This is a genomic window from Pseudomonas azerbaijanorientalis, assembly GCF_019139795.1.
Taxonomy (GTDB): domain Bacteria; phylum Pseudomonadota; class Gammaproteobacteria; order Pseudomonadales; family Pseudomonadaceae; genus Aquipseudomonas; species Aquipseudomonas laurylsulfatiphila.
This window is the reverse complement of record NZ_CP077078.1, coordinates 832390-857314: the sequence shown is the minus strand read 5'-3', so window position 1 is coordinate 857314 and position 24925 is coordinate 832390. Positions and strand designations below refer to the sequence as shown.

Below are 24925 nucleotides of genomic sequence, written 5' to 3'. Positions count from 1 at the left end.
ACAGGGTCGAGGTACATCCGCCAGATTCAGGTCGGCCGGTAGGCCGCCTTCGAGCAAGCCCGCTCCCACAGGGTCGAGGTACATCCGCCAGATTCAGGTCGGCCGGCAGGCCGCCTCGGAGCAAGCCCGCTCCCACAGGGTCGAGGTACATCCGCCAGATTCAGGTCGGCCGGTAGGCCGCCTTCGCGAGCAAGCGCTCCCACAGGGTCGAGGTACATCCGCCAGATTCAGGTCGGCCGGTAGGCCCTCGCGAGCAAGCCCGCTCCCACAGGGTCGAGGTATATCCGCCAGATTCAGGTCGGCCGGCAGGCCGCCTTCGCGGGCAAGCCCGCTCCCACAGGGTCGAGGTACATCCGCCAGATTCAGGTCGGCCGGTAGGCCGCCTTCGCGAGCAAGCCCGCTCCCACAGGGTCGAGGTATATCCGCCAGATTCAGGTCGGCCGGTAGGCCGCCTTCGCGAGCAAGCCCGCTCCCACAGGGTCGAGGTACATCCGCCAGATTCAGGTCGGCTGGCAGGCCGTCTTCGCGAGCAGGCTCGCTCCCACGGAAGAGCAAAAGCAGAGCAGCCCACACCGCGCCGCTTCTCACCACTCATCAGGCCGAGCGTTAGCTCGCCTGCAGCTCTTGATCTTGATCCACCCGCCCCCTCGGCAGGCTGAGCGCAGGTGTTCATCCGGGGACGGGCGCGCAGCGCCGTTCGACGCAGTCGAACTCATTGCATGTAGGCCGAAGCGAAGCCGACCGGAGGGCAATGCCCCCGGATGAATACCGGAGCGAAGGAACCCCGAGCCTAAGCGAGGGGCCGTACGTAAGGGGCGAGACCTTTTGGTTACTTTTGGGGCGTTTGCCAAAAGTGACCCGCTGTAAAAGCGGAACCGTAAGCCGCCGTTACCGCAGGAATGGATATGTACTCAACTCAAACCACCAGCATGGTCGGCCCAGAGGCCGCCAAGCCTCAGTGCGCCGTAACCCGCTGCCGCCCCCCGGAACCATTGGGCGACAAAGCCAACGCCAACTGCGTCCGATTATGCATATGCGTCAACCGCAAAACCTGCGACACATACAACTTCACCGTGTTCTCGGTAATCCCCAGCTCACAGGCAATCTGATAATTGGTCTGCCCCTTGCCCACCAACCGCGCCACTTCCAGTTGCCGCGGAGACAGCTGATTGAAAATCGCCGGAACCTCCACCGCATCAGTATCAGCAACACCCCGGCCACCCGCGTCTGCCGCCTGCGGCCCGCGCCGAACCTTGTCCAGGTCCTGGTACAGATCATCGATCGACTCGGACAAATACTGCAGCTTCTGGTTCAAATGCCCCAACTGCAGGTTCTTGTGCCTCTCCTGCAAGGCCACTTCCTGGCGCTGCAAACCTTCGAACAACTCATTCAGATCGATCGGTTTCTGGTAATAGTCGGACACGCCAGCGCGCAAGGCCTTGATCACGTCCTGCTTGTCGGCACACCCGGTGAGCATGATTGCCTCGAACGCCCGGTGCTTGCCTGACAATCGTTGCAGCTCCTGCATCAGCTCGATGCCGTCCATGCCCGGCATGTGAAAGTCCAGCAACACCAGGCCGATATCGAGGTCTTCGCTGAAACGCTTGATCGCCTGATAGCCCGATTCGCAGGGAACACAGCGGTAACCTTTGCCTTCCAGAAATTCGCAAAGCTCTTCAACGATCAATGGCGCATCGTCGACCACAAGGACTTTTACTGCCGAAGTAAACTTGCTCACGAGCAACTCCCTGTCAGGTCAAAGGTTGACCCGTCCCCCACCGACAGCCAGCGGCTGTACAACTTCTGTCTGAAAAGTAGACGTACTTTCCGGCTCTGTACACAAAAGGGTCGACTAGTGGAACCAGGCCAATGTCAGCATCAGCCCCGCCAGTACGAAGGGTGCAAATGGCTGCTTTTTTGACATTTCGGGCGCCATATAAAAAAGATGGGTTCTAAGCCCTTGACTCATATGAAGCCAGACTCTTGGCGCCAGCAGCAGCCAGAAAACGCTGGCCAATCCGGCGCCAATAAACGTGCCGAGCACGTGCATACCGTCCGTCGCAAGACCCAGAGCGGCCATGAGTTTCACGTCCCCGCCGCCCATTCGCTTCATGGCGTAGCCCGGCAGCGTGAAGCCCACGGCCAACAAAAAAGCCCAGCCGCCCTGTTGCGCTTCGGCCCCCAGCCAGGTCGTGCCGTTCCACAACAACCACGCCAGGGCCAGGGCGCCGGCGCCCAGGGTCAGACCATTGGCGATGTGCCGTTGCCGGGCATCCTGTGCGGCGCAAAGCGCCAGCCAGATCAATAGGACAAAGCTCTGCATTCGGTAAAAAACGTCCGTTTTGGCTGAATGATTCTATGCTGACATTACTCAGTGTTGGTCAGGGTAGACGCACTCATGAAAGCCAGCCTCCCCCACAAACAAAAAGGCGCCGCCGCGATTGAATTCGCCCTGGTGTTCATCATTTTTTTTGGCGTTTTCTACGGCATCGTCAGCTATAGCCTGCCGCTGCTGTTGATGCAGTCATTCAACCAGTCGACCGCCGAAGCCGTGCGCCGCAGCGTGGCGCTGGACCCGGCCACCCCCGATTACAGCACCGCGCTGATCGCCCGCGCCACGACGGAGCTGACCACGCAAACGGCCTGGATTGCGCCGGCCCTGAATTTCAATGTCGCCACCGACGCCAACATCACTTACGTGGGTGGGTTGCTGACAGTCCGCATCAGTTACCCCACCAATAAAATCAGCGCCGTCATTCCGTTCCTGAACCTGCCCGGCATCGGTCGGGTACCCAATCTGCCGGCGACCCTAACGGCCAGTGCGAGCCTGCAATTTTGAGTGCCGGGGATAAATTGTTCGGGCGCCTGCTCCACCGCCACCCGCCGCCCCCACCGGAGCCGCCGGAAGCACTGCGGGTGCACAGCTTCGGATTGCAGATACAGCTCAATGCCGATGGGCGTGTCGTTCAATTGAGCGGTCCGCTGCGGCACTTGCTGGCCCAGCATCCCCCCGGCGCACAGGAACCACACCTGCTCGACTACCTGTTGCCCCACAGCGGCCTCGTCATCGAAGGCGCGCCGGCGCACTGGCAGGGACAAACCCTGGACCTGGACTTCTACAGTCTCAATGGTCCGCCCTTGCATTTGCGCGGTTGGGTGCAACCCTTGGCCGACGCCTGGCTGCTGCAGATGCTCGACATCGGTGACTTGTTGCTCGAGCGCCGGCAATCGCGCAACCGTGAGCAATGCCAGGCGCTGGTGCTGCAAATCGCCGAACAGTTGCGCCTGTGCAGCCTGACACGCCTGCCCGAAATGCTGGGCGAACAACTGCAAAGCCTGGCCCAGCGTTTTCAGATCCCCTGCATTGCCCTGGCCTTGCTCGATGAGCAGGAACAGGGTTGGCAGATTCACCAGCACTACACGGCTTTCGATGCACCGCAGCTATGGCAAAACGACCAGCGCCTGGGCACGGGGCTGGACAGTTTGAGCGGCTCGGCACCCCAGTACCTGATCCCGCGCGAACATCCGCGCCTGCAAGGCACGTTCGGCAATACCGATGGCTTCGCCGTGCCCTACCACGATGCGCAAGGGGTGGTCGCCTGGTTGCTGTGCGGTTTCTACACGCCGCAACAACGCGCCCCCGATGTCACCGAACGCGACTGGCTGCAAATCACCGCCGCGCTCGCCAGCCCCTTGCTCGAACGCCTGCGCGAGCACCGGCATCACCTGCAACTGGAACGCCTGGAATCGCTGCAAGCGTTGCTGGGCACAGGCTGGTGGGAAGTTTTCAGCGACAGCGAAGAAGTACAGTTGGCACCTTCGCTGGCGACGACCCTGAACCTTGGAACGTCGCGTTTATCCGTACAAGACTGGCTCGACCAGGTGTATCCCGCCGACCGCGAAGAGCTGCGCATCCGTCTGCAGGACTTGCAGGTGTCGGGCATGCCGCTGCTGTTGTGCGTGCGCCTGTATCGTCCCGACGATGCACTCGAACCCGTCTGGTATCGCCTGCAAGGCCAGGCACTGGGCGTGGGCAAAAACCGTCGGCTGGTGGGTTTCATGCACGACATCAGCGACATCAAGAATCAGCAGCAGAGCGCCGCCGCCGCCCATGCACGCCTGGACAATCTGATCGCCAGTTCACCGGCGGTGATTTATGTACAGCGCTATGAAGAAGGCGCACTGCGACCGGTGTTCTTCAGCGACAGCCTGCTCCCGTTGCTCGGCTGGACCCTGGCCGACTGCGCACCCGGGGCGCTGGTGGAGCGGGTGCACCCCGACGACCGCCTGCAGTACTTCGAACGCACGCGACTGTTGCTGCGTGAAGGCTCGGTGCGCGCCCGCTATCGGTTGCGCGACAGTCAGGGTGACTATCACTGGCTGCTCGATGAAGCGAAGTTGTTGCGCGACGACCTCGGCTTGCCGGTGGAGGCCGTGGGCTTGTGGCTGGACGTCACCGAAGCGACCCTGGCTGCCGAGCAGGTCCGGCAGAGTGAAGAACGCTACCGGATTCTGGTGGAAGACTCGCCGGCGATGATCTGCCGCTACCAGCCGGACCTGACCCTGACCTTCGGCAATCGCCCGCTGGCCACCTATCTTGAATTGGCGCCCGAGCAATTGCCGGGGGTGAATCTGGGCAACTGGATGTCCGGGGAACAGCGCGAGGCATTCACCCGGCGGCTGAACCAGTTGAGCCCGGAGTTTCCGGTCAGCACCGCCGAGATCAACCTGCAACTGCCCGGCCGCGAACACGCCTGGTGGGTCTGGTCCGATCGCGGGGTATTCGACGAACAGGGCCGCTTGCTCGAGGTCCAGGCCGTGGGGCGCGACAACACCGAGGTACGACGCTCGCAGCAGCAGCTCACACAAAGCGCGAAAATGGCCACCCTCGGCGAAATGGCCACCGGCCTGGCCCATGAGATCAACCAGCCGTTGAACGTAATGCGCATGGCCATCGTCAATGTCCTCAAGCGCCTCAACAACGGCGACGTACAGGTCGATTACCTGATCGACAAGCTCACCCGTATCGACAGCCAGGTGCAACGCGCCGCGCGGGTGGTGGACCACATGCGGGTGTTCGGCCGCCGCTCGGAAATCGAGCAGCAACCGTTCAACCCGGCCCAGGCCATCGAAGGCACGCTGGCGCTGTTGTCCGAAGGGATGCGCGGCAAAGGTGTCGACCTGCGCATCAGCGAGACCGGTTTTGATGTGCTGGTGCGCGGCTACGTCGATCAGCTTGAGCAGGTGCTGATCAACCTGATGGTCAACGCCCGGGATGCATTGCTCGGCAAGCGCCAGGCCAACCCCGATTTCAAACCGTGGATTTCGGTGTACGCCGAACGGGATACACACGCGGTACGCCTGTGGGTCGAGGACAACGGCGGCGGTATCGACCCGCGTTTGCTGGAGCGGATTTTCGAGCCGTTCTTCACCACCAAACCGGTGGGTGTCGGCACCGGCCTGGGACTCTCGGTGAGCTACGGCATCGTCGAGAACATGGGTGGAAAACTGAGCGTGCAAAACGCCACCGAGGGTGCGCGTTTCTGCATTGAACTGCCGATAGTGAATCCGGACTAGTTCACCAGCGTCGCTCGACCCGAGTGACAACTGAGGTTGGCACCCACCTCGACTTTGTTCAGGTCGATCCCCAGGCTCGCCAGCAACGTATTGATCAGCGTATCCAGTAAAGGACTGAGTACCGTATTGATCGCATTGACCAACGCAGTCGTGACCTCACTCAAAATACTGCCCAGGCCACCGACGATACTGCCCGACGGCCCGTACATGTTCACGCCAAGGTCGCTCACGGTAGTGCTCAGGCTGTTGACGATGTTGGTCGTGGTGTAGGCGTAGTAAAACGGCGGCTGATTGATCTCCGGCAAGTTGGTGGCCGCCGGCGCGGAATAGACGTGAGGCATGTTGGCATTCTGGACAACCGCGGTGTTGACCATGATATCGACGCTACCGCCAACGCCAGGCTGATGGTTGTAACAGGTTGGCGGCAAGATCAGCAGCCGCTGGCAGGTCTTCACGCCGATATCGATGACCTTCAAGGGATTGACGTTGTTGCTGGGTGGAACAGTGGGCGAGCCAAACACATCGGCAGGGTTGATCTGCCCGATCTTCAAGCCGATCAGTGTGGTGGTGGTGTTGGTCGTCAGGCTTTTGTTCGTCGCACTCACACAACTGTAAGCCGTGACATGACTCCAGCCACCGGCCGCCTCCAGCGCCACGTCGATGCGTATCGGAGATGGCAAGAGCTTGATGTCCGGCGTGTCGCACGGCACGAGCAACGCGCAGGTCAATGAGTTGACGACGCCCACCAGGTCCAGATCAAACAATGCGTTCAACGTGTTGGCCAGGGGGGCTGCGAGATCGATGACAGCGTTGACCAGAGGCGTGATGGCGTCCAGCACGGGCAGGTTGATCGATAACAATGTCTTGACCTGAGCCGTGCGTACATAGATGCGGTTGGGGCCCAGAGGGGCCAATGCCGCGTTTTTCGGATTGCCGATGGCCGACAATTGCGGCGGCTCCATCACCTGCACCCGTGCAGTGATCTGCGCCAGGCCCGCGATGTTGATCGGCAAAGTCGCGACCAAGGCGTTCTTCTTGTTGGCCAGTTGCACAAAACCTTCGATCAGATCAAAGGCTTTGAGATTCACGGCAAGGGTCGAGATGTCGGTGCCACTTTCAACATGCAACATGTTACCCAGCACAACGGACGTCGTACCCGCGGCCACCTTCAACGCTTGCAGGCCGACAATGGCTTGGGATGCTGCAAGTGTGCCGTTGGTGCCCAGGACGTTGATCGCGGTCTGGATCAACTGGCTGACATTGACCGTGCTACCCAGTACCTGATCGTAGCCGCCAGCAGTCAGGCCGAGGTCAACTTTCAACCGATTGAGGTAGCTGAGCAGGCTGATGTCGGTATTGACCAAACCGTTCCAGCCCACCGCACTGATACTGACATTGCCTCCCAGCAATCCCCCGAACAGCAGACTGGTAATGGCCGCCTTGCTGTCATCGAAGGTCAGGGCCGCACTGCGGATCGTCAATGAAGCCACAGGGGGCGGCAGCGCAGCGACCGCCGTAGCGCTCAGCGTCAACGTCGAGCCAGCCGGTGCACCGCCGGCCAGCGCGCCGATACCACCGGCAATGCTCTGTTGCACGACATGGCTGGCGATAACCCGGATAGCTTCGCTTTTGCTTGGGTCTGCACCGAATACCCGAAGGTTGTCGGCATCCAGGGTCAGCGTGCCACACGCCACCGCCAATGCTCGTCCAGTGGAGGGAATGGCGAAACCATTTCGTTGCGCGCTGGCCGTGGCATAGGTGTTCGCGGTTGAGCCGGAGGAACAGTCTCCTCCCCTTGTGGCGGCCTCAAGGGCGGCCATGTCAGCCACGCGCTGCAAACTGCGTTTTTCCAGGTACAGCCTGCCGGTATCGACCACCAACAACATGAATGCCAAAGCCAAAGTCAGGGTCAAAGCGGCCATCAAGCCGATCGCCCCCCGTTGCCGGGCCGGGCCGCGAAACTGCAGGCGGGGAGACATGGCGCACTCCTTTGCCGGCGCACTGCCGGGCGCAACCTCCGTTGGTGAAAAGCAGTGTAGACAAGGGTGGCCGAGACCGCTGGCAACTCGCCAGCGCAGGCAACAAAAAACCCCTGTGAGGCACAGGGGTCTTTATGAGCTGGCTGATTCTAGGAGGCGTGCGGTGGATAGTTCGCCAATATCCGCGTGACCGTTTCCCAGATGGCATCGCGTCGATCCGAGGGGTTCGGCGTGCGGCTCAATATCTGTTCGTCACTGCCACGCCACACCAGTTTGCCGTCCTTGCCATCGAGCAGGTCGATCTGGATGGTCGCTACCTTGTAGCTGACATTACGGGTTTCGTTATACATGGGCGCGCCATAGTAGCCATACCACGGGTACCCCCACCCGCCGCCGTAATTGGTGGTCACCTGCTGTTGCCGCTCTTCGACAATCAGGTAGGCCTGCACATTCAAGTCACCCTTGGCACCCGTGGCGGCCGGGCGCAGACCGCGCTGGTCCAGTTGATCGGCAACCGCCTGGCGGATGCGCTGTTCGGTCAGGTCGCTCTTGATCCGTGGATCATCGGGACGGTATTGCAGGGCGGGTTCTTTCCACGTCCAGCTGCGATAGGCAGCAAAGTCGCGGCTGGCGTCGAAGTCATGATTGACCTGGTTGGCGGCGCAGGCACTGAGCAGCGCGACCATGGCCAGTAGTATGAAACGGCGGAACATGATGGTTCTCCTGCGAAATGCTTCTTATCTACAGAAGCTAACTGGGAGGATACGCCGACATCGCCTTTTCCACAGCCTCCCGTATGGCATCGGCGCGCTCGCTTTCGCTGCCCCGGTTGCCGGTTTCAGCGCTGGAGCTCCATATCGGCTGACCGCTCTTGGCGTCAAACATATCCACCTGAACCACCACGACCTGTTCCGAATAGGTGCGCACGACTGGCACGCTGCCGTACATGCCGTATCCCGGACCGTAGCCACCGTAACCGCCGTAGTAACCGTAATCGTCCTGAACCTGGCGCAAGCGGGTTTCCAGGCGCAGGTCGGCGCTGACAAACAGGTCGGCCGGGCGATTGTCGTGCAACGGGCGCAAGCCGCGCTGGTCCAGCGCATTGCTGACCGCTTCGGCAATCTGTGCGGAATCAGCCCAGGCCGTGCCCGGTGGCAGGTGCCCGTCGAGCCAGGCCCAACTGCGGTAGCGCCCATAGTCACGGGGTGCTGCCGGATAAGCGCTGCGGTCGAAGGTCTTGGCGGCCTGTGGTGGCGCCGGAGGCAAAGGGTTGGACGTGGCGACATAAGGGTTGCTGCCCTGACAGGCCGCCAGCCCCAGGCAGAACAGCAGTACACCTGAATGACTTTTCATTGCGTGCTCCGATCACACAGGCCGACAGATCCAGTGCAAGTAACGCCCAAGTCCGGCATAGGCAGGATGGCGGCGGTGGGCCAGTTCCATTTCCAGCAGGTCCACCAGCTCGGCGCGAGCCTGGAATTCCACCGGCATGTAATCGTGAAAAACCCGCACGCCACTCTGGGTTTCGACCCGCCATAGCCCCTCAAGTTGCGTCGCCAGTTCGCGTGGATCAAGGGGCTGCTGCGGGGTCAGGCTCTGCTTTTCACCGGCCATGTCGTTCTTGCGCATCTTGCGGAAATGGCCCTTGAGCAAGTTGCGGTAGATCAGCGCATCGCGGTTGTAGAACGCCAGGGACAGCCAGCCGTCCGCCTTGGTCAGTTGATGCAGCACCGGCAGGATGGCGTGGGGTTCGGCCAGCCATTCCAGCACGGCGTGGCACAGCACCAGGTCGTAGGGTTCGGTGAGCTGCCCGAGCAGTTCCTGCCAGGGTGCCTGTATGAAGGTGGCGCTCTGCCCGGCTTCGGCAAAACGTTGGCGGGCGCCTTCGAGCATCGGTTCGGCAGGTTCGGCGAGGGTCACCTGATGGCCACGCTGGGCCAGCCACAACGACATGTGGCCAAGGCCTGCGCCGATGTCCAGCACGCGCAGCGGGCGGTCGGGCAAGGTTTCGGCCAGGTCGGCCTGCAATACCGCCAGACGGATCGCACCTTTGGCACCGCCGTAGATTTTTTCGGCGAAACGGGTCGCCAGTTGATCGAAATGACGGTCGCTCATCAGCTGAACCTCCGCTCGCTGTCCGCCAGTTTGCTGCGCACCACGGCCTCCATGTCCAGGCCCAGCTCGCCGCACAACAGCAACAGATAAAGCACGATGTCACCGACTTCCTGCCCGGCATGGGCGAGTTTGTCCGCCGGCAACTGGCGTGACTGGTCTTCGCTCAGCCACTGGAAAATCTCCACCAGCTCAGACATTTCCACGCTCGCGGCCATGGCCAGGTTTTTCGGGCTGTGAAATTGCCGCCAGTCATTGCGGTCACGGATGGCGTGCAGGCGTTCGGTCAGTTCAACAAGGTTCATCGGGTTCTCCTGAAGGCGTATAGCTTCGGGGGGATGACGAGTGAAGGCAAGTGACAAAGATTGAGCGGTTGGCATTGTTTTTTTGTGGGAGCGGGCTTGCTCGCGAATGCGGTTGTCCAGTTAATAATGATTCGACTGACACGCCGCCTTCGCGAGCAAGCCCGCTCCCACAGTTGCGGTGCAACGCTCTATGCTTGTGGGAACTCGGCGCATGATCGACAGCCCAAGGCTCAATTCTCTTTGATCAGGACGTTCACTCAATGCAGGTAGAAGGTTTTTCCGAATGGCTCGGCCAGGTACTCGGCTCGATCATCCGCTTCATCGTTGATGGCCTCAGTGGGCTGTTCAATCTGTTGAGCAACGCCAGCAGCAATTTTATCGAAGGCTTGTCCCAGGCGCTGGGCATGGAGACTTCGGTCATCAGCATCGTGACCTTGATCCTCGGGCTGATCCTGCTGTGGACGGCGATCCGCGCCTTTCTCAATGCGTCGTTCATCATGGGGATCATCTGGTTGATGCTGGGGCTTTGGCTGCTCAGCTGGATCATCCACTGACCCCACCGAACACTGTGGGAGCGGGCTTGCTCGCGAAGAGGGAGTGTCAGTCGAATCAATATTGACTGGACGACCGCTTTCGCGAGCAAGTCGGATCGCCGCACCGCCGCTCCCACAATTGAACACGGCATGCTCTGAATGTGCCGCTACAATGCCCGCTCCCCCAAGGAGCCTGCATGTCCAACCTGACCGCCGACTGGCGCGACCGCCCTACCCATCGCCGGGTCTGGGCACTTGCCGCGCCGATGATTCTTTCGAACATTTCCGTACCGCTGGTGGCACTGGTCGACAGCACCGTCATCGGTCACCTGCCCCACGCCCACCAACTCGGCGCCGTCGCGGTCGGGGCCAGTCTGTATACCTTCCTTGCCTGGGCCATGGGTTTTCTGCGCATGGGCTCCACCGGGTTCGCCGCCCAGGCGGCCGGGCGCGGGGATGGCGCGGCCTTGCGGCAGATTCTGTTGCAAGGCCTGTTGCTCGCCTTCGGCCTGGCCCTGGTCCTGGGTGCTGTGGGCGTACCGTTGAGCACAGTGGCGCTGCACTTCATGCAACCGTCGGCGGAGCTCGATCAGCTGACCCGCGAGTTTTTCCACACCCGCCTGTTCGGACTGCCCGCGGCGCTGGCCAGTTATGCACTGGTCGGCTGGTTTCTCGGCACCCAGAATGCCCGGGCACCGCTGGCGATTTTGCTGAGTACCAACCTGGTCAATATCGCCCTGAACCTGTGGTTCGTCCTCGGCCTCGAATGGGGCGTGGTCGGTGCCGCCCGAGCCTCGGTGATTGCCGAATGGACGGGGGCGCTGATCGGCTTGCTGATGACCCGCAAGGCCCTGCGCGCCTATCCCGGGCATATCGTCTGGGCGGCATTGGCGCTGTGGCAGAGTTGGCGGCCATTGCTGGCGGTCAACCGCGACATCTTCATCCGCAGCCTGGCGCTGCAATCGGTGTTTTTCCTGATCACGGTGCAGGGCACGCGGCTGGGCGACGCCACGGTCGCGGCCAATGCCCTGCTGCTCAACGGTTTGCTGCTGACCGCCCACGCCCTCGATGGCCTGGCCCACGCCGTGGAAGCGTTGTGCGGGCATGCCCTCGGTGCCCGCGACCGCGATGCCCTGCGTCGTTCATTGGTGGTGGCGGGCGGCTGGTCGTTGTTGGCGAGCCTGGGCTTTGCCGCGCTGTTTCTGCTCGCCGGGCATTTGTTCATCGAAATGCAGACCGACATTCAGAGTGTGCGCGACACCGCGTTCATCTACCTGCCCTACCTCGCCGTATTGCCGCTGATTGCCGTCTGGAGCTACCTGCTCGACGGCCTTTTCATCGGCGCCACCCGCGCCAGGGAAATGCGCAACGGCATGCTGCTGACCGTGGTGCTGGTGCTGCCTTTCGGCTGGGCACTGCAAGGCTGGGGCAACCATGGCCTGTGGATAACCTTTTTGCTGTTCATGCTGCTGCGCAGCCTGACCCTCGGCGTGATCGCCTGGCGCCTGCGCCGTCACGATGGCTGGTTTGCCGGCAGCACTCACTGAGCGGGTCGAGCTCATGGCCAGGGGCGGTCGTTCTGCCACAGGTGGCGCAGGCTATCGAGGCGCTCCTGCTGAGTCCTGCCCGGCAATGGCTGCACGGGCACGGCGTCGGGATACTGCAAACGTAGCCATATCCAGCCATCAAGCACCGGGCGCTCGCTGAAACCCAGCGCCAGCCCTTCCTGCACATGGGCCCACAGGCGGGAGAAATCGGCCCCGGTGGATCGGTTCCAGCGCCAGGCATGTTGTTCGAGCAGGCAGGTTTGCAGTTTTCCCTGTTGCCCGGCACTGAGGCTCTCCTCGACGGCCAACGGGCTGACCGCCAGCCCGGGGTTGGACAAGCGCTGCCACCCCTCACATCCCGTTGCGCGATCTGCCCAACTGCCGCCGAACCAACGCAACTGCTGGATGGGCCCTAGCCAGCGACTCAGTTCAGCGGCATCGCAAGCATCGAAAAAATAGCTGGCCGTGATCGGGTTGTAATAGTTCAAAAGGGCCCGGTGCAAGCCAAGCGTAACCGTGAGCATGCGCCGTAAATGCGCCAGCAACGACGCAGCGCCGGCCTCGCTGACCATCAGCAATCCGGGCCAGCGCTGGCCATCGACGATGCACAGATCGGCCAGTGCCGGGCAGGTGCGCAGATCGACCAGAACCGGCCCCTGCTCTCGCAGTGCATGCCACTCCGTCCTTTCGAACAACCCATACCACCGGGCTTGTGCAAACATCTGCCGAAGCGTGACACCCGCCTGCGGCGTGCCCGGCACATCCAGCAACAACCACTGCGGGGGCGCCTCGGGCGTGCGCGTGACGATCATGCTCCAGAGCTCTGGCCAAGCTGCGTCGCCAGACGACAGGTGCACAACGACTGTGCGCAATGATTGAAACTGCCACCGCCGGGCAGCAGGCATAGCATCAGCAGCGGCTCTGCCGAGTGCAACCATTGTTCCAGGCCCTCATCAGGGGTACAGATGACCTGGGGAGCGTCCGCGTTCATCTCCTCGATCGTTGCCGGCGCATGCAACACCCCGGTTATCTGCGGCTGATCGGGATCACCTTCGACAAAACTCACGACCAACTCGGTTCCTTCGCGCAATGGCGAGTACGTCTCGGCCTGCAACGGCCCGGCCAATGGCAGCCAACAGTGACTGGGCGCTGCCCCTTCGCCCTGGTAAAGCCAGTCGAATTGCACCGGTACCGGCCTTGCCGGGTCGGAGCCTTGCTCATCGACCTCGACGACCCACGCCCGCTGCAGGCTGTGCATCCGGGGTTTGCTCGTCGCGCAGGGCGGCTCGAAGCGGGCCGCCCATTGCAGGGCACGGGCCTGGTTGTAGTAAGGCGTCGCCGTATCCTGGCTGCCCCAATGTTCAACGTGGGTCACCAGCCAGAGCCGATTGCAATCGGCAACCGGATGACCGGACAGCGGCATCACCCGACCGCTGCGCAAGGTCGCCAGGTCTGTCCGGCATTCGACACATTGCGCCGCTGTCGCAGCGCTACTCTGGCGTTCGAGCTGCCGCACTGCCGGCCGATCACCCTCGCTGCGCATTACCGCAGGCTCACCGGTTCGAAAATGTTGCTGATCGTCGCTGAACACCACGCAGCCCCCCCCGACCCGGTTTTCGAAGTGGTAATGCAGTCCTTCCTGGGCGCAAAGTCGCTGGAGAAACTGCAGGTCCGACTCTCGATATTGCGTGCAGAAATCCCGGGGCGGGTGGTCGCCGCTCAGCGCCAGGCGTCGGTCTTTACCGGTGATGCCGTGCTCCTTGAGCACCTGATCGAGGATTTGCGGCACCGAACGGGCACTGAAGATTCGTTGGCTGAAGCGCTGGGCCAGACAAGCCAGTCCTGGTCCCAGGCGCACCTGGCAGAGTCGGGGCCCCGAGGCATGATCACGCTGGACGAGTTCATGCAATTGTCCATGCACATGGTTTCCGGCTGGCCCGAAATGCAAGGAGGCCGGGCGGTACAGCAAACTGGCAAGGTCAAGCACCGGGTCATCGATCAGCAGCTCCAGGTCGAACACGAACGGCTCGCTGATGGCTTCTCTACCGGTAAAGGCCAGGACCTCAAGGGAGTCGGGCAAACCTGCAACATCCAGACGAAATAACGGTTCGCTGACTGGATTGAACATCGGCGTTTCTCTACGGGAGGGGCGGCCGGGGATTCTCGCTGAGAGACATGGCCGAGTAGAGTGCCGAAATACAACTTAGGAAATAACCTACGCGAAAAGAAGACCAAATGCGCTAAGTAGTCGAAACGCAGGTAATTTCCCATGGAATCGGAGAATTGCCGCACCAGGTCATCTGAAATTTCCGAGGCAAAAGGAAAATTTTCAGACAACCTGGTGAGCGTGTAACTTACCTCAGGAAGACAGGTAAGACGAACGGGTCAGCCCCAGACGCAAGGCATCGAGGAACTGCGTGCGCTCGGTTGCACTGATGCGGGCACTGGCGCACTTGTCGCGGTAGTGAGTCATCAACTCCTCCGGCGACAAGTGCACGTAACGCAACATGTCTTCGATGGTGTCGTGGGTTTCGATACCGGCGTGGTACACGCTGCCGTCGGCGTTCTGGTAGATGTTCACCGAGTCGGTGTCACCGAACAGGTTGTGCATGTCGCCAAGAATTTCCTGGTAGGCACCGACCAGGAACACACCCAGCAAGTAGTCCTCACCTTCCTTCAGCGCGTGCACCGGCAAACTGGTTTCGATGCTTTGCTCGTCGACGTACTGGTTGATCTTGCCGTCGGAGTCACAGGTCAGGTCTTGCAGCACCGCACGACGCAACGGCTCTTCGTCGAGGCGGTGCAGCGGGATGATCGGCAGGACCTGATCGATGGCCCAGGTGTCCGGCAGGCTCTGGAACACCGAGAAGTTGCAGATGTATTTGTCGGCCAGTTTGTCGTTGAGTTCGTCCAGCACCTGACGGTGGGAACGCTGGCGCGCCTTCAGCGAGTTGTGCAGGCGGCGGCACACGGCGAAGTAGCATTGCTCGGCCAGGGCTTTCTCGGCCAGGGTCAGCTTGCCGTCGGCGTACTGTGAGGCAACATCGCTCATGTAGTGCGTGGCGCGCCAGTAGGTTTCGGTGACCATCTCGATGTCGGTCGGACCCAGAAGGTCCACCAGCCACTGTACGGTTTCCGGCAGCGCTTCCTTGTTCTCGATCTGTGGCACGTCGTCGTTGTGTTTTTCGACGTCGGTCACCTGGATCACCAGCATGGCGTGGTGCGCGGTCAGGGAACGGCCGCTTTCGGAGAAGATGTTCGGGTGCGGCAGGCTCTGCGCATCGCAGAACTCCTTGAGCATCCCGACCACGACACCGGCGTAATCGTCCATGTCGTAGTTGATCGAACTGGCGTTACGCGAGTGCGTGCCGTCGTAGTCCACGCCCAGGCCGCCACCGACATCGATGTGGTCCACCGGCAGGCCGAGGTTGCGCAACTCGCCGTAGTAACGGATCGCTTCCTTGAAGCCGTGCTGGTAGTCCGCCAGGTTGGCGATCTGCGAGCCCATGTGGAAGTGCAGCAGGCGAATGCCCTGGTCCAGGCCGGCCGCGCGGAAACGCTCGACCACCGACAGCAGTTGTGCCGCCGACAGGCCGAACTTGGATTTCTCGCCGCCGGTGTCTGCCCACTTGCTCGACGCCAGAGATGACAGGCGCACGCGCAGGCCGACCTGAGGCTTGACCTTGAGCGAGGCCGCTTCTTCGATCACCAGGCCGACTTCGGATTCTTTCTCGATCACGATGAACACGTTGTGGCCGAGCTTCTGGCCCATCAGCGCCAAGCGGATGAACTCACGGTCCTTGTAACCGTTGCAGACGATGGTGCCGCCCTTCGGCGCCAGTGCCAGCACGGCCAGAAGTTCAGGCTTGGAACCGGCTTCCAGACCGATGGAAACGTTCTGGGTGGCGATGATGTTTTCAATCACCGCCTCCTGCTGGTTCACCTTGATCGGATACAGTGCGGTGTACTTGCTCTGGTATTCCAGACGCTCGATGTTGGCATCGAACGCGCCGGTCAGCTGACGCACGCGGTCTTGCAGAATGTCCGGGAAACGGACCAGCAACGGCAAGGACAGGCCGCTTTTGCGCAGCTGGTCGACTTGCTCGAACAGGTCGATAGGCGAGCTGCTCGGACCGTTCGGACGAACTTCGACGCGACCGGCGTCATTGATCGCGAAATACCCGGCCCCCCAATGGCGAATCCCGTAAACACTGCGGCTGTCCGCAACTGTCCATTGGCTGCCATCGTCTTTGCGTGTGCGTCGTACGGACATCGAAGTCCCCTATAAAGAAGTCATAGTGCGTCGCCTGGATTCAGGCCGGCGCAGTCTAAAGAATGAAAATGACGGTTCGTCAACGAGGCAATAGACCCCGCCGACCGCAGTGAGTTTAGAAACCGGTCATGAACAGGCTCTGTGAAAACCATGTGGACGGCGCCAGGCCTGAATGCCATCAGGACCGGATCAAGCCGAGGGTGGTTTTCACAGAGGCTGCTAGCCGCCGGACTTCTTCGCCTTGAAACCGAGCTTGATCAGTTCTGCCAAGAGTAGCTCGACATGATCGCCCTGGATTTCGATGACACCGTCTTTCAACGCCCCACCGGTACCGCAACGCTTCTTCAACGTCGTGGCCAGTTCCTTGAGCGCATCTTCAGCCAATGGCACGCCGGTGATGGTGGTCACCGTCTTGCCGCCACGGCCCTTGCTTTCGCGACGCACGCGCGCAATGCCGTCGCCGGCCGGGATAACGGTCTGTTTGCAGATGCAGGCGTCCACCGGTTTACTGCATTCCGGGCAATGACGACCTGCGTCGGTGGAAAATACCAGGCCGCCCAAGGCGGCGAAGGATGCGGCTTTTTTGGCCACCGGCAATCCTCTTCGGAGGACAAAGACTGGTCGCAGCACTTGGGAAGGCTATCGACCGCGAAGCCCCACTCAGGCAGGGGCAGCGCTACTGAAACGGTACAACATTCACTTCACTGTGGGAGCGAGCTTGCTGGCGATGAACTCAAAGGCGACGCGTTCATTCTGGATGCCCGCGTAATCGTTGACGTCCATCGCGAGCAGGCTCGCTCCTACAGCAACAACCAGCGATACCGTTACAGTTTAAAAAGGTCGCGCAGTGTAACGGCAAAAACGCCGATTGCTAAGAGCCAATCGGCGCCAATTTATAGTTGTTTTGCGACGTTGCTTTATTGAGCCTTCAGATAGCGCGTCAACGCTGCCAGAGAGTCCGGGCAATAAGGCTTTTGCTTGATCTCCAGCATGACCTGATCGATGGAGATAAAGCGTGCTTCGAGTACCTCTTCCGGTTGCAGGGTCAACGGGCCGTCCCACACCGCCGAGAACACCGAGCACCACAGGCGATTGCCAGTGTCCTCGAAGAAGAAATGGTCATGGGCGGTCAGCTCCACGCCACTCACGCCCAGCTCCTCTTCCAGTTCCCGGGCCGCCGATTCGGCGTAGGTTTCACTGGCGAGCACCATGCCCCCCGCCGCCACGTCCCAGTAACCGGGATAGATCGCCTTGCTCAGGGTGCGGCGATGCACGCACAACTCGCCAGCGGAGTTGAACAACATGATGTAGGTACCGCGCCCGATCAGCCCGCGCTCGCGCAAATCGGAACGGACCAGGGCGCCGAGCAGGTTGTCCTGCTCGTCGACCCAGGCGATCTGTTCGGCATCGGAAGCCGCACGGTGCGCGGCTTCCCTGGTGTTTTCGACCATGACTCAGCCCTGATTGAGCAGTTGACGCAAATCGATCACCGCGGCGTTGGCCCGGGAAATGTAGTTGGCCATGACCAGCGAGTGGTTGGCCAGTACGCCGAAGCCACTGCCGTTAAGGATCATCGGGCTCCATACCGGCTCCTGCGAGGCCTCCAGCTCACGAATGATCTGGCGCACGCTGACCGTGGCGTTTTTCTTGGCCAGTACATCGGCGAAGTCGACTTCGATGGCGCGCAACAGGTGCGACAGCGCCCAGGCCTGGCCGCGGGCTTCGTAGAATACGTTGTCGATCTGCAGCCATGGAGTTTCGACGATTTCCTCGTCGACTTGCGGCGCCACACCCGGTGTCACTACCTCGGTCTTCAGCGCAGTGTTGAGCTTGACCCGACCCACACTGGCCGACAGCCGTTGCGACAGCGAACCCAGGCGGGTACCGACATCACCCAGCCAGTTGTTCAGGTTGTCGGCACGGGCATAGAACAGCGCGCTCTTCTGGCTCGGATCGGACAGGCGCGCCTGATAGCGGCTCAGGGAGTTGATGCCTTCCTGGTACTCGGACTCACTGGATGGCAGCACCCAACTCTTGTTGTCGAAGTTGAAACGCGGCTCGGCCTTGGCCAAGTCGGCGTCTTCGGCGGACTGCGACTGCGAACGGGCGAAATCTTTGCGCAACGCCCGGCTCAGGTCGCGGACTTGCACCAGCACGCCATATTCCCAGCTCGGCATGTTGTCCATCCACAGGCCTGGCGGGAAACGGTCGTTGGATATATAGCCGCCTGGCTTGGTCAGCAAGGTGCCGGCGACGGTCTTGAGGGTTTCCACCGTGGTGTAGCCGACGACCATCTGCTTGCCTTCTTTCTCGGCCGCCAGTTGTGCGGTTTGCTGGACCGGGAAAAGTGCCGGCTCCTGGCTCCAGTACCAGCCCAGGACACACGCCACCAACAGGTAGATGCCCAGCAGAGTGGCCAGCGCCCGGCTGAACAACAGACCGCCCAGGTAACTGCGGGCCTCCGACTTCGGTTCAGCAGTACGTTCAGGCGCACTGCCTGTGCGGTTCTTCCAGTCCAGCATGGCGATATCCTTTAAATCTCTTGAGTTCAACGGTTCGACCACAACCATACAACAACGTGCCTTGGCCCGGCACCCGCCAATGCACCGATGCGGAAAATTACCGGGCTTGTGGATGAAAAGTGTTCCTGGTCTCCCGACGACGCTACGACCTTCAAAATCCGGCTAATGCCCTGAACTACCGCCTAAGGGAATCCCCTACCCCCCGAAACCGAAAAAAAGGGCCACTGCGCAGAGGCTGGAAAATCATGAATCTCCAAATGCCAGTCACATTTCAATTACCGCGCCACGCCCACCAAGTGCCCTGAATAAAGCGTTTCACCCCCGCACACCGCGACTTTAAAGGGCCAAATCAGACTGATCGGTCACAAACTGAATGAGGTTGCATTGCAGATTATTGACGTACAGCACTCATGTAATGGAAAAGTGATGCTAGCATAGAGCCACCAGTCGACCTCAGTGTGCACCCTAACTAGTAGTCAGGATATGACCGAGCCAGAAGACCCCAGCCGCGAGCGCCTCAAGCACCACTTTGCCCAGCGGGTAATTCATCAGGCTCGTCAGATTCTTGAGATATGGCAGCGCCTGCAACGCAGCGAGTGGTCCACCGCCGACCTGTCGGAACTGAGCGAGGCCAATCTGCGCCTGCTGCGTTTCGCCGAGCGCTTCGAGCAACCGGAACACACGCAACTGGCGCGTCATATCGGTCAATCCCTGAAGGCGGTCGACGCCAACCGCGGACGCCTGAGCAGCGGTCTGATCACCGACCTCAACCGCTTGATGCAGCGCCTGTCACGCACCGGCCTGCGCCATGGCGACCAACTCGATCAAACCTTCCTGCCGCCACTGCGCAAGCCCATCTATGTGATGCTGCAGGACCACGACCGCGCCGAGCGCCTGGCCAAACAACTGGAATTCTTCGGGCTCAGCGCCCAGTCCCTGGACAGCGTAGACGCGTTTCGCTCGTCGATGGTCGAGCGCTTGCCGGCGGCGATTGTCATGGACGTGGATTTCAGCGGCCCCGGCGTCGGCCTGAAGCTGGCCGCCGAAGCCCAGGAAGGCCTGGACCATCGCTTGCCACTGCTGTTCTTCAGCCTGCACGAAACCGACACACCTACCCGCCTCGCCGCCGTGCGGGCCGGAGGCCAGGAGTTCCTCACCGGCACCCTCGAAGCGTCGAGCCTGCTGGAGAAAATCGAAGTCCTGACCTGCGTCGCACAGTACGAACCTTATAAAGTGTTGATCATCGACGACTCCCGCGCCCAGGCCCTGCACACCGAGCGCCTGCTCAACAGTGCCGGGATCGTCACCCGGACGTTGATCGAGCCGATCCAGGCCATGGCCGAACTGGCGGACTTCCAGCCGGACCTGATCATCCTCGACATGTACATGCCGGCCTGCACCGGTACGGAACTGGCCAAGGTGATCCGTCACAACGACCGTTATGTCAGCGTGCCAATCATTTACCTGTCGGCCGAAGACGACCTGAACAAGCAACTCGACGCCATGAGCGAGGGCGGCGATGACTTCCTGACCAAACCGATCAAGCCCCGGCACCTGATCACCACCGTGCGCAACCGCGCAGCAAGGGCCCGCAACCTCAAGGCACGGATGGTCCGCGACAGCCTCACCGGCCTGTACAACCACACGCACATCCTGCAATTGCTCGAAGACTGCTCGTTCCGCGCCCGTCGCGAGAACAAGCCACTGAGCTTTGCCATGCTCGACATCGACCATTTCAAACGGGTCAACGACAGCCACGGCCACCCCATGGGCGACCGGGTGATCAAGAGCCTGGCGCTGTTTCTCAAGCAACGCCTGCGCAAAACCGACTTCATCGGCCGCTACGGTGGCGAAGAATTCGCCATCGTCATGCCGGACACCGATATCGAAGCGGCCTACAACGTGCTCGATGAAATCCGCCAGCGTTTTGCCGAGATTCACTACCCCGCTCAACCCCAGGACCTGTGGTGCACCTTCAGCGCCGGGGTGGTGGAGTTATGCGAAAGCTCCGACAGCCTGATGATGGCCAGCCTGGCAGACGAGGCGCTGTACCGCGCCAAGGGCGGCGGACGCAATCGCGTGCAGGCCGCCCGCACATCAAAGCAAAGTGCCACTTTTTCATCGGAATCGACCCATACGGTCATAACCCTGTAACAGAAACGCAATAACTTCAGGCGCTTACCATTTCTGCCGTTGGTAGTCCTTAATGCGCCTGAAGCTGCTGACCAATCTCAATACCCTCCTTTTGGTGGCTGTGTGCGTGGCCCTCGGCGCCACGCTGTGGTGGTCGCAAAAAGCCCTTGAGCGTCCGTATCTATTAATGGAGCGCTACCTGGGCCTGTCGCAGCAGTTTCAGAATGAAGTCGCCCGCAGCGTCGAGGATTACCTTGGCAGCGGCGATGCCCTGCGCCTGAGCAGTGCCGCACAAGGCATCGACAGCCTGCAAAAACAGCTCGGCGAATTGCCACCCGCCCTGGCCGAGACCTTGCGTCCGAGCCTGTCGACCCTTGAAGAGTTCAGCAAAACCGACCTGCTGGCAGCCGGCAAACTGGCCGGCGATCCGCAGGCCCTGCTGCTGCAGGCCGAACGGGAGCTGGGTGCCAGTCTCGATCAGCTCAGCCAGTACGCCAGTGGCAATGCCGCCTATCTGACGCCGCTGCTCATCGCATCGCAGCACCTGGGCAAGTTGACCCTGGCGCGGGACAAACTGGTCAGTCGCGGCCGCAGCGAACTGGCCGCCGACGTCGAACGCGAAGTGACCAACATCCGCACCCAGGCAGAAAAACTCGATGCCCTGCCCTTGCTGGGGGTGACCTCCAGCAGCGAATCGAACACCGATGATTTCGCCGCGATGATGGGTCTTGAGAACCAGGAAAAAACCGTCGCCGAAGATGCCGGCGTCGGCCTCAAGCGAGAGCTCAACAGCCTGCTCAGCCGCTACCCGGCCGAGCTCGCGCGCACCCGCGATCAAATCGGCAAACGCGCTGACCTGAGCACCGCGACTCACCTGAAAATCGCCGACGTGCAACAGGCCATCGCCGGGCTGGAGCCGGTGGTACGCGCCCAGCACGGGCAGATCCAGGGTGAAGTACGGCTAATGCAAGGGGTGATGATCGGCTTGATTCTGTTGATCGCGCTGCTGATCGACACCTTGCAACGCAAACTGGCCCGGACCCTGACCAACCTCGCCCCGGCCCTTTCGACCTGGGCCGAAGGTGACTTCAGCCGCGACATTCAACTGGGCAACACCAACCGCGAACTGCATGACATTGAAGCCTCGCTCAACCGCCTGCGCGCTTACCTGGTGGACCTGGTAGGGACCATCCGCCTCAATGCAGAGCAAGTGGCCGGCAGCAGCCGCACCCTGGCCGACCTGAGCAATGATTTGCATGACGGAGCAGAACATCAGGCCGGCGACACGGCGCTGATCCGCGACTCTCTCAGCGAACTGGAAGCGACCATTCAGCAAGTCGCCGGCGATGCCAGCCAGGCCGCCGACGCCAGCCGCCACGCCGGCCTGGCCGTGGAGCACGGACAGAAAGTCATCGGCCTGAGCCTCACCGGCCTGCACGCGCTGGTGGATGAAGTGCAAGGCAATGCGCAAATGATCGAACACCTGGCCGAGGAGTCGGCCACCATCGGCGGCGTGTTGACGGTGATCCGCTCGATCGCCGACCAGACCAATCTGCTGGCCTTGAACGCAGCCATCGAGGCGGCCCGGGCCGGGGAAATGGGCCGCGGCTTTGCCGTAGTGGCGGAAGAGGTGCGCTCACTGGCGCAACGGACCGCCGGGGCCACGGCAGAAATCCAGACGCTGATCGCCGGGCTGCAAACCGCCGCGCGGCAGTCGGTGGAAGGCATGCGTGCCCAGGTCGAACACGCCGAAGCCACGGCCAGCCAGGCCCAGGCCGCCGACGGCGCGCTGGATAAAATCGTCGGGGCGATCCAGACCATTTCCGACACGGCGGTGCGCATCGCCGATGTCACCGCCCAGCAAAGCGGCGCGGTCAGCGAGATTCGTGATCACAGCGAGCGGATTCATCAGTTGGGTGGGGATAACTTGCTGCGCATTGGCGAAGGTCGTGAGCAGGGGGAGAACCTGCTGGTGCTGGGTGGGCGATTGCACACCGCCGTTCAAGCCTTCCGCGTCTGATAGGCCGCCATCGCGGGCAAGCCCGCTCCCACATTTGATTTGTGCACGACGCCCCCCCCTGTGGGAGCGGGCTTGCTCGCGAAGGCGCCAGATCAATCACCACAGATTCCCAGCCTGCACACCCCGCCGCTGTCCGCTATCATCCCCCCTATTCCGATACGCGAGATTGTCATGCGCCGTTTGCTCTGCCTGCTGCTTTTAGTATTCGCCCTGCCGGCCAGCGCCACCGGCTTGCTGGAAAATCGTCCAAGCTCGACCTTGGGCTCGATCAACAACAGCGCCGACTTCCTGCCCGTGCGCGAAGCCTTCCAGTTGAGCCTGGTAGAAAGCACGCCGCAATCGATCAAGCTGCGCTTCGTCGCCACTGAAGGCTATTACCTCTACCGTCACCGCTTCCAGTTTCGCGCCGATCCGGCCGAAGTCGTGCTCGGCGCGGCGAAACTGCCCGATGGCCAGAAAAAGCACGACGAGTACTTCGGCGACGTCGAGGTCTACCACGGCATTCTCGACGTCGAACTACCGCGCACCGATCAGCGGGCCTTCACCCTGGCCGTGACCTATCAGGGTTGCGCCGACAAAGGCCTGTGCTATCCGCCGGAGACCGAGCGCCTGAGCATCGACGGCAGCGGCGCGACGACGACGACGGCTTCTCAATGGCGCTGGCGCGAACTGGCATTGTTTTTCCTCGCGGGCCTGGGCCTGACGTTCACACCCTGCGTGCTGCCCATGCTGCCGATCCTGTCCGGGGTAGTGCTGCGCGGCCAGGTCGGCGGCTGGCGTGGTTTCAATCTGTCACTGGCCTACGTGCTGCCGATGGCCGCGTGCTTTGCCCTGCTCGGCGCGCTGATGGGCCTGTTCGGTGCCCAGCTCAATCTGCAGGCGCGGCTGCAATCGGCCTGGGTGCTAGTGCCTTTTGCGATGTTTTTTGCGCTGTTCGCGCTGGCGATGTTCGGCGTCTTCGAACTTAAGCTGCCGCAGGCCATCAGCAGTCGCCTGGACCGCATCGCCGGCCGCACCGAAGGCGGGTCACTGTGGGGCGCCGCGGTGTTGGGCGTGGTCTCCAGCTTGCTGGTTTCACCCTGTGTTTCGGCACCATTGGCCGGCGCGTTGCTGTACATCAGCGCCAGTGGCGATGCGCTGGGCGGCAGCCTGAAACTGTTCATGCTCGGCCTCGGCATGGGGGCACCGCTGTTGCTGGTGGCCACCGGTGGCGCAGCCTGGTTGCCAAAAAGCGGTCCTTGGCTGGTCTACGTGAAAAACGCGATTGGCGTGCTATTGCTCGGGTTGGCCGTCGGCCTGCTCAGTCGCGTCCTGCCGGGCCAGGTCACCTTGCTGCTGATCGGTTTGCTGGCCGGCGGTGTCGGCCTGTTCATGGGGGCGCTGGAATTCGTCTATAAACCACCACGCAAACGTCTCGGACAGTTGCTCGGCATGTTCCTGGTGTTTTACGCGCTGGCCTGCTGGTACGGCGCGTTCAGCGGCCAGACCGACCCGTTCAACCCGATAGGCCAGCCCCGTATCGTTGCCAACGGCGGCGCCACGCAAAACACCAGCGCCTGGCAAACCGTCAGCACGCCAGCCGATCTGGACCGCGCACTCGCCGACGCACGCGCCTCCGGCACACCGCTGCTGCTCGACTGGTATGCCGACTGGTGCATCAGCTGCAAAGTCATCGAGCGTGAGGTGCTGGACGACCCTGTCGTCATCGAACGCCTGAAGGGTTACCGGCTGATCCGCTTCGACATCACCGCCAGCAACGCCGAGCAACGCGCCTTGCTCGACCGCTACCAGTTGTTCGGCCCCCCGGCCCTGATGTTTTTCGGCAAGGACGGCGTCGAACGCGCCGATGTGCGGGTGATCGGCGAGATCAACGCCAGGGACTTCGCCGAACGTGTTACCAGGGCGAATGACCGCATTTAATCAA

General features: G+C 61.6%; 20 protein-coding genes. 7 read left to right on the top strand and 13 right to left on the bottom strand.

Annotated features, from left to right (window positions below; translation table 11 throughout):
• Positions 1-955: 955 nt before the first annotated feature.
• Together KSS91_RS03740 and KSS91_RS03735 are read right to left on the bottom strand one after the other, a co-directional pair.
• A complete protein-coding gene (locus tag KSS91_RS03740) occupies positions 956-1738 on the bottom strand; it encodes a response regulator transcription factor (RefSeq protein WP_126049055.1) in 783 nt (260 codons plus the stop codon).
• 114 nt (positions 1739-1852) lie between these two features.
• The gene (locus KSS91_RS03735; RefSeq protein ID WP_217837091.1) at positions 1853-2323 is read right to left on the bottom strand and encodes a prepilin peptidase; all 471 of its coding nucleotides are present in this window, start codon (positions 2321-2323) and stop codon (positions 1853-1855) included.
• 75 nt (positions 2324-2398) lie between these two features.
• On the opposite strand from KSS91_RS03735, the gene KSS91_RS03730 reads away from it, so the two are divergent.
• Both KSS91_RS03730 and KSS91_RS03725 read left to right on the top strand, forming a co-directional pair.
• Positions 2399-2839 carry a TadE/TadG family type IV pilus assembly protein gene (locus KSS91_RS03730; protein ID WP_217837090.1) on the top strand — a complete coding sequence of 147 codons (441 nt, stop codon included), beginning with the start codon at positions 2399-2401 and terminating at the stop codon, positions 2837-2839.
• The gene (locus KSS91_RS03725; protein WP_217837089.1) at positions 2836-5577 is read left to right on the top strand and encodes a PAS domain-containing sensor histidine kinase; all 2742 of its coding nucleotides are present in this window, start codon (positions 2836-2838) and stop codon (positions 5575-5577) included. Before KSS91_RS03730 ends, KSS91_RS03725 begins: the two co-directional genes overlap by 4 nt.
• Here KSS91_RS03725 and KSS91_RS03720 read toward each other — a convergent pair.
• The 5 genes from KSS91_RS03720 to KSS91_RS03700 all read right to left on the bottom strand — a co-directional run bounded on the left by KSS91_RS03720 (position 5574) and on the right by KSS91_RS03700 (position 9973).
• Entirely contained in the window at positions 5574-7556 is a 1983-nt protein-coding gene (locus tag KSS91_RS03720; RefSeq protein WP_217837088.1) for a pilus assembly protein TadG-related protein, read from the bottom strand. The two genes, KSS91_RS03725 and KSS91_RS03720, sit on opposite strands and share 4 nt — an antisense overlap.
• A 149-nt stretch (positions 7557-7705) precedes the next feature.
• Entirely contained in the window at positions 7706-8269 is a 564-nt protein-coding gene (locus KSS91_RS03715) for a DUF4136 domain-containing protein (protein WP_217837087.1), read from the bottom strand.
• A 37-nt stretch (positions 8270-8306) separates the two neighbouring features.
• Complete coding sequence (locus KSS91_RS03710; protein WP_217837086.1) at positions 8307-8909, bottom strand: DUF4136 domain-containing protein; 603 nt, start codon at positions 8907-8909, stop codon at positions 8307-8309.
• Positions 8910-8921: 12 nt separating this feature from the next.
• Positions 8922-9671: a methyltransferase domain-containing protein gene (locus KSS91_RS03705; protein ID WP_217837085.1), complete on the bottom strand. Its 750-nt coding sequence runs from the start codon at positions 9669-9671 to the stop codon at positions 8922-8924.
• Complete coding sequence (locus tag KSS91_RS03700) at positions 9671-9973, bottom strand: MazG-like family protein (RefSeq protein ID WP_015093317.1); 303 nt, start codon at positions 9971-9973, stop codon at positions 9671-9673. Before KSS91_RS03700 ends, KSS91_RS03705 begins: the two co-directional genes overlap by 1 nt.
• A gap of 260 nt (positions 9974-10233) precedes the next feature.
• Here KSS91_RS03700 and KSS91_RS03695 point away from each other — a divergent pair, with 260 nt between their 5' ends.
• Positions 10234-10527 carry a hypothetical protein gene (locus tag KSS91_RS03695; protein ID WP_217837084.1) on the top strand — a complete coding sequence of 98 codons (294 nt, stop codon included), beginning with the start codon at positions 10234-10236 and terminating at the stop codon, positions 10525-10527.
• A 176-nt stretch (positions 10528-10703) separates the two neighbouring features.
• Positions 10704-12053, top strand: a complete 1350-nt coding sequence (locus KSS91_RS03690) for an MATE family efflux transporter (protein WP_217837083.1) — start codon at positions 10704-10706, stop codon at positions 12051-12053.
• An 11-nt stretch (positions 12054-12064) separates the two neighbouring features.
• On the opposite strand, the gene KSS91_RS03685 is transcribed toward KSS91_RS03690, so the two are convergent.
• The 6 genes from KSS91_RS03685 to KSS91_RS03660 all read right to left on the bottom strand — a co-directional run bounded on the left by KSS91_RS03685 (position 12065) and on the right by KSS91_RS03660 (position 18848).
• Positions 12065-12865 (bottom strand): DUF4123 domain-containing protein, encoded by an 801-nt coding sequence (locus tag KSS91_RS03685; protein ID WP_217837082.1) that lies wholly within the window; start codon positions 12863-12865, stop codon positions 12065-12067.
• Positions 12862-14181: a type VI secretion system Vgr family protein gene (locus tag KSS91_RS03680; protein WP_217837081.1), complete on the bottom strand. Its 1320-nt coding sequence runs from the start codon at positions 14179-14181 to the stop codon at positions 12862-12864. Before KSS91_RS03680 ends, KSS91_RS03685 begins: the two co-directional genes overlap by 4 nt.
• A gap of 231 nt (positions 14182-14412) precedes the next feature.
• Positions 14413-16326 carry an arginine decarboxylase gene (gene speA / locus KSS91_RS03675; RefSeq protein WP_095964774.1) on the bottom strand — a complete coding sequence of 638 codons (1914 nt, stop codon included), beginning with the start codon at positions 16324-16326 and terminating at the stop codon, positions 14413-14415.
• Positions 16327-16545: 219 nt separating this feature from the next.
• A complete protein-coding gene (locus tag KSS91_RS03670; RefSeq protein WP_007991289.1) occupies positions 16546-16917 on the bottom strand; it encodes a translation initiation factor Sui1 in 372 nt (123 codons plus the stop codon).
• 326 nt (positions 16918-17243) lie between these two features.
• Positions 17244-17777: an NUDIX hydrolase gene (locus tag KSS91_RS03665; RefSeq protein ID WP_217837080.1), complete on the bottom strand. Its 534-nt coding sequence runs from the start codon at positions 17775-17777 to the stop codon at positions 17244-17246.
• A gap of 3 nt (positions 17778-17780) precedes the next feature.
• Positions 17781-18848 carry a DUF2333 family protein gene (locus KSS91_RS03660; protein ID WP_217837079.1) on the bottom strand — a complete coding sequence of 356 codons (1068 nt, stop codon included), beginning with the start codon at positions 18846-18848 and terminating at the stop codon, positions 17781-17783.
• 483 nt (positions 18849-19331) lie between these two features.
• On the opposite strand from KSS91_RS03660, the gene gcbA reads away from it, so the two are divergent.
• From gcbA to KSS91_RS03645, 3 genes are all read left to right on the top strand, one after another.
• Complete coding sequence (gene gcbA / locus KSS91_RS03655; RefSeq protein ID WP_217837078.1) at positions 19332-21002, top strand: diguanylate cyclase GcbA; 1671 nt, start codon at positions 19332-19334, stop codon at positions 21000-21002.
• Positions 21003-21054: 52 nt separating this feature from the next.
• Positions 21055-23001 (top strand): methyl-accepting chemotaxis protein, encoded by a 1947-nt coding sequence (locus KSS91_RS03650; RefSeq protein WP_217837077.1) that lies wholly within the window; start codon positions 21055-21057, stop codon positions 22999-23001.
• A gap of 171 nt (positions 23002-23172) precedes the next feature.
• The gene (locus KSS91_RS03645; protein ID WP_217837076.1) at positions 23173-24921 is read left to right on the top strand and encodes a protein-disulfide reductase DsbD; all 1749 of its coding nucleotides are present in this window, start codon (positions 23173-23175) and stop codon (positions 24919-24921) included.
• Positions 24922-24925 lie beyond the last annotated feature (4 nt).

Excerpts from the sequence above, each read along its gene's own strand:
- KSS91_RS03645 (WP_217837076.1), top strand. The coding sequence starts at position 23,173 with ATGCGCCGTTTGCTCTGCCTGCTGCTTTTAGTATTCGCCCTGCCGGCC.
- KSS91_RS03715 (WP_217837087.1), bottom strand. The coding sequence starts at position 8,269 with ATGTTCCGCCGTTTCATACTACTGGCCATGGTCGCGCTGCTCAGTGCC.
- KSS91_RS03650 (WP_217837077.1), top strand. The coding sequence starts at position 21,055 with ATGCGCCTGAAGCTGCTGACCAATCTCAATACCCTCCTTTTGGTGGCT.
- KSS91_RS03665 (WP_217837080.1), bottom strand. The coding sequence starts at position 17,777 with ATGGTCGAAAACACCAGGGAAGCCGCGCACCGTGCGGCTTCCGATGCC.
- KSS91_RS03685 (WP_217837082.1), bottom strand. The coding sequence starts at position 12,865 with ATGATCGTCACGCGCACGCCCGAGGCGCCCCCGCAGTGGTTGTTGCTG.
- KSS91_RS03730 (WP_217837090.1), top strand. The coding sequence starts at position 2,399 with ATGAAAGCCAGCCTCCCCCACAAACAAAAAGGCGCCGCCGCGATTGAA.
- KSS91_RS03695 (WP_217837084.1), top strand. The coding sequence starts at position 10,234 with ATGCAGGTAGAAGGTTTTTCCGAATGGCTCGGCCAGGTACTCGGCTCG.
- KSS91_RS03735 (WP_217837091.1), bottom strand. The coding sequence starts at position 2,323 with ATGCAGAGCTTTGTCCTATTGATCTGGCTGGCGCTTTGCGCCGCACAG.
- KSS91_RS03660 (WP_217837079.1), bottom strand. The coding sequence starts at position 18,848 with ATGCTGGACTGGAAGAACCGCACAGGCAGTGCGCCTGAACGTACTGCT.
- gcbA (WP_217837078.1), top strand. The coding sequence starts at position 19,332 with ATGACCGAGCCAGAAGACCCCAGCCGCGAGCGCCTCAAGCACCACTTT.
- KSS91_RS03705 (WP_217837085.1), bottom strand. The coding sequence starts at position 9,671 with ATGAGCGACCGTCATTTCGATCAACTGGCGACCCGTTTCGCCGAAAAA.
- KSS91_RS03690 (WP_217837083.1), top strand. The coding sequence starts at position 10,704 with ATGTCCAACCTGACCGCCGACTGGCGCGACCGCCCTACCCATCGCCGG.
- KSS91_RS03700 (WP_015093317.1), bottom strand. The coding sequence starts at position 9,973 with ATGAACCTTGTTGAACTGACCGAACGCCTGCACGCCATCCGTGACCGC.
- KSS91_RS03720 (WP_217837088.1), bottom strand. The coding sequence starts at position 7,556 with ATGTCTCCCCGCCTGCAGTTTCGCGGCCCGGCCCGGCAACGGGGGGCG.
- KSS91_RS03680 (WP_217837081.1), bottom strand. The coding sequence starts at position 14,181 with ATGTTCAATCCAGTCAGCGAACCGTTATTTCGTCTGGATGTTGCAGGT.
- speA (WP_095964774.1), bottom strand. The coding sequence starts at position 16,326 with ATGTCCGTACGACGCACACGCAAAGACGATGGCAGCCAATGGACAGTT.
- KSS91_RS03710 (WP_217837086.1), bottom strand. The coding sequence starts at position 8,909 with ATGAAAAGTCATTCAGGTGTACTGCTGTTCTGCCTGGGGCTGGCGGCC.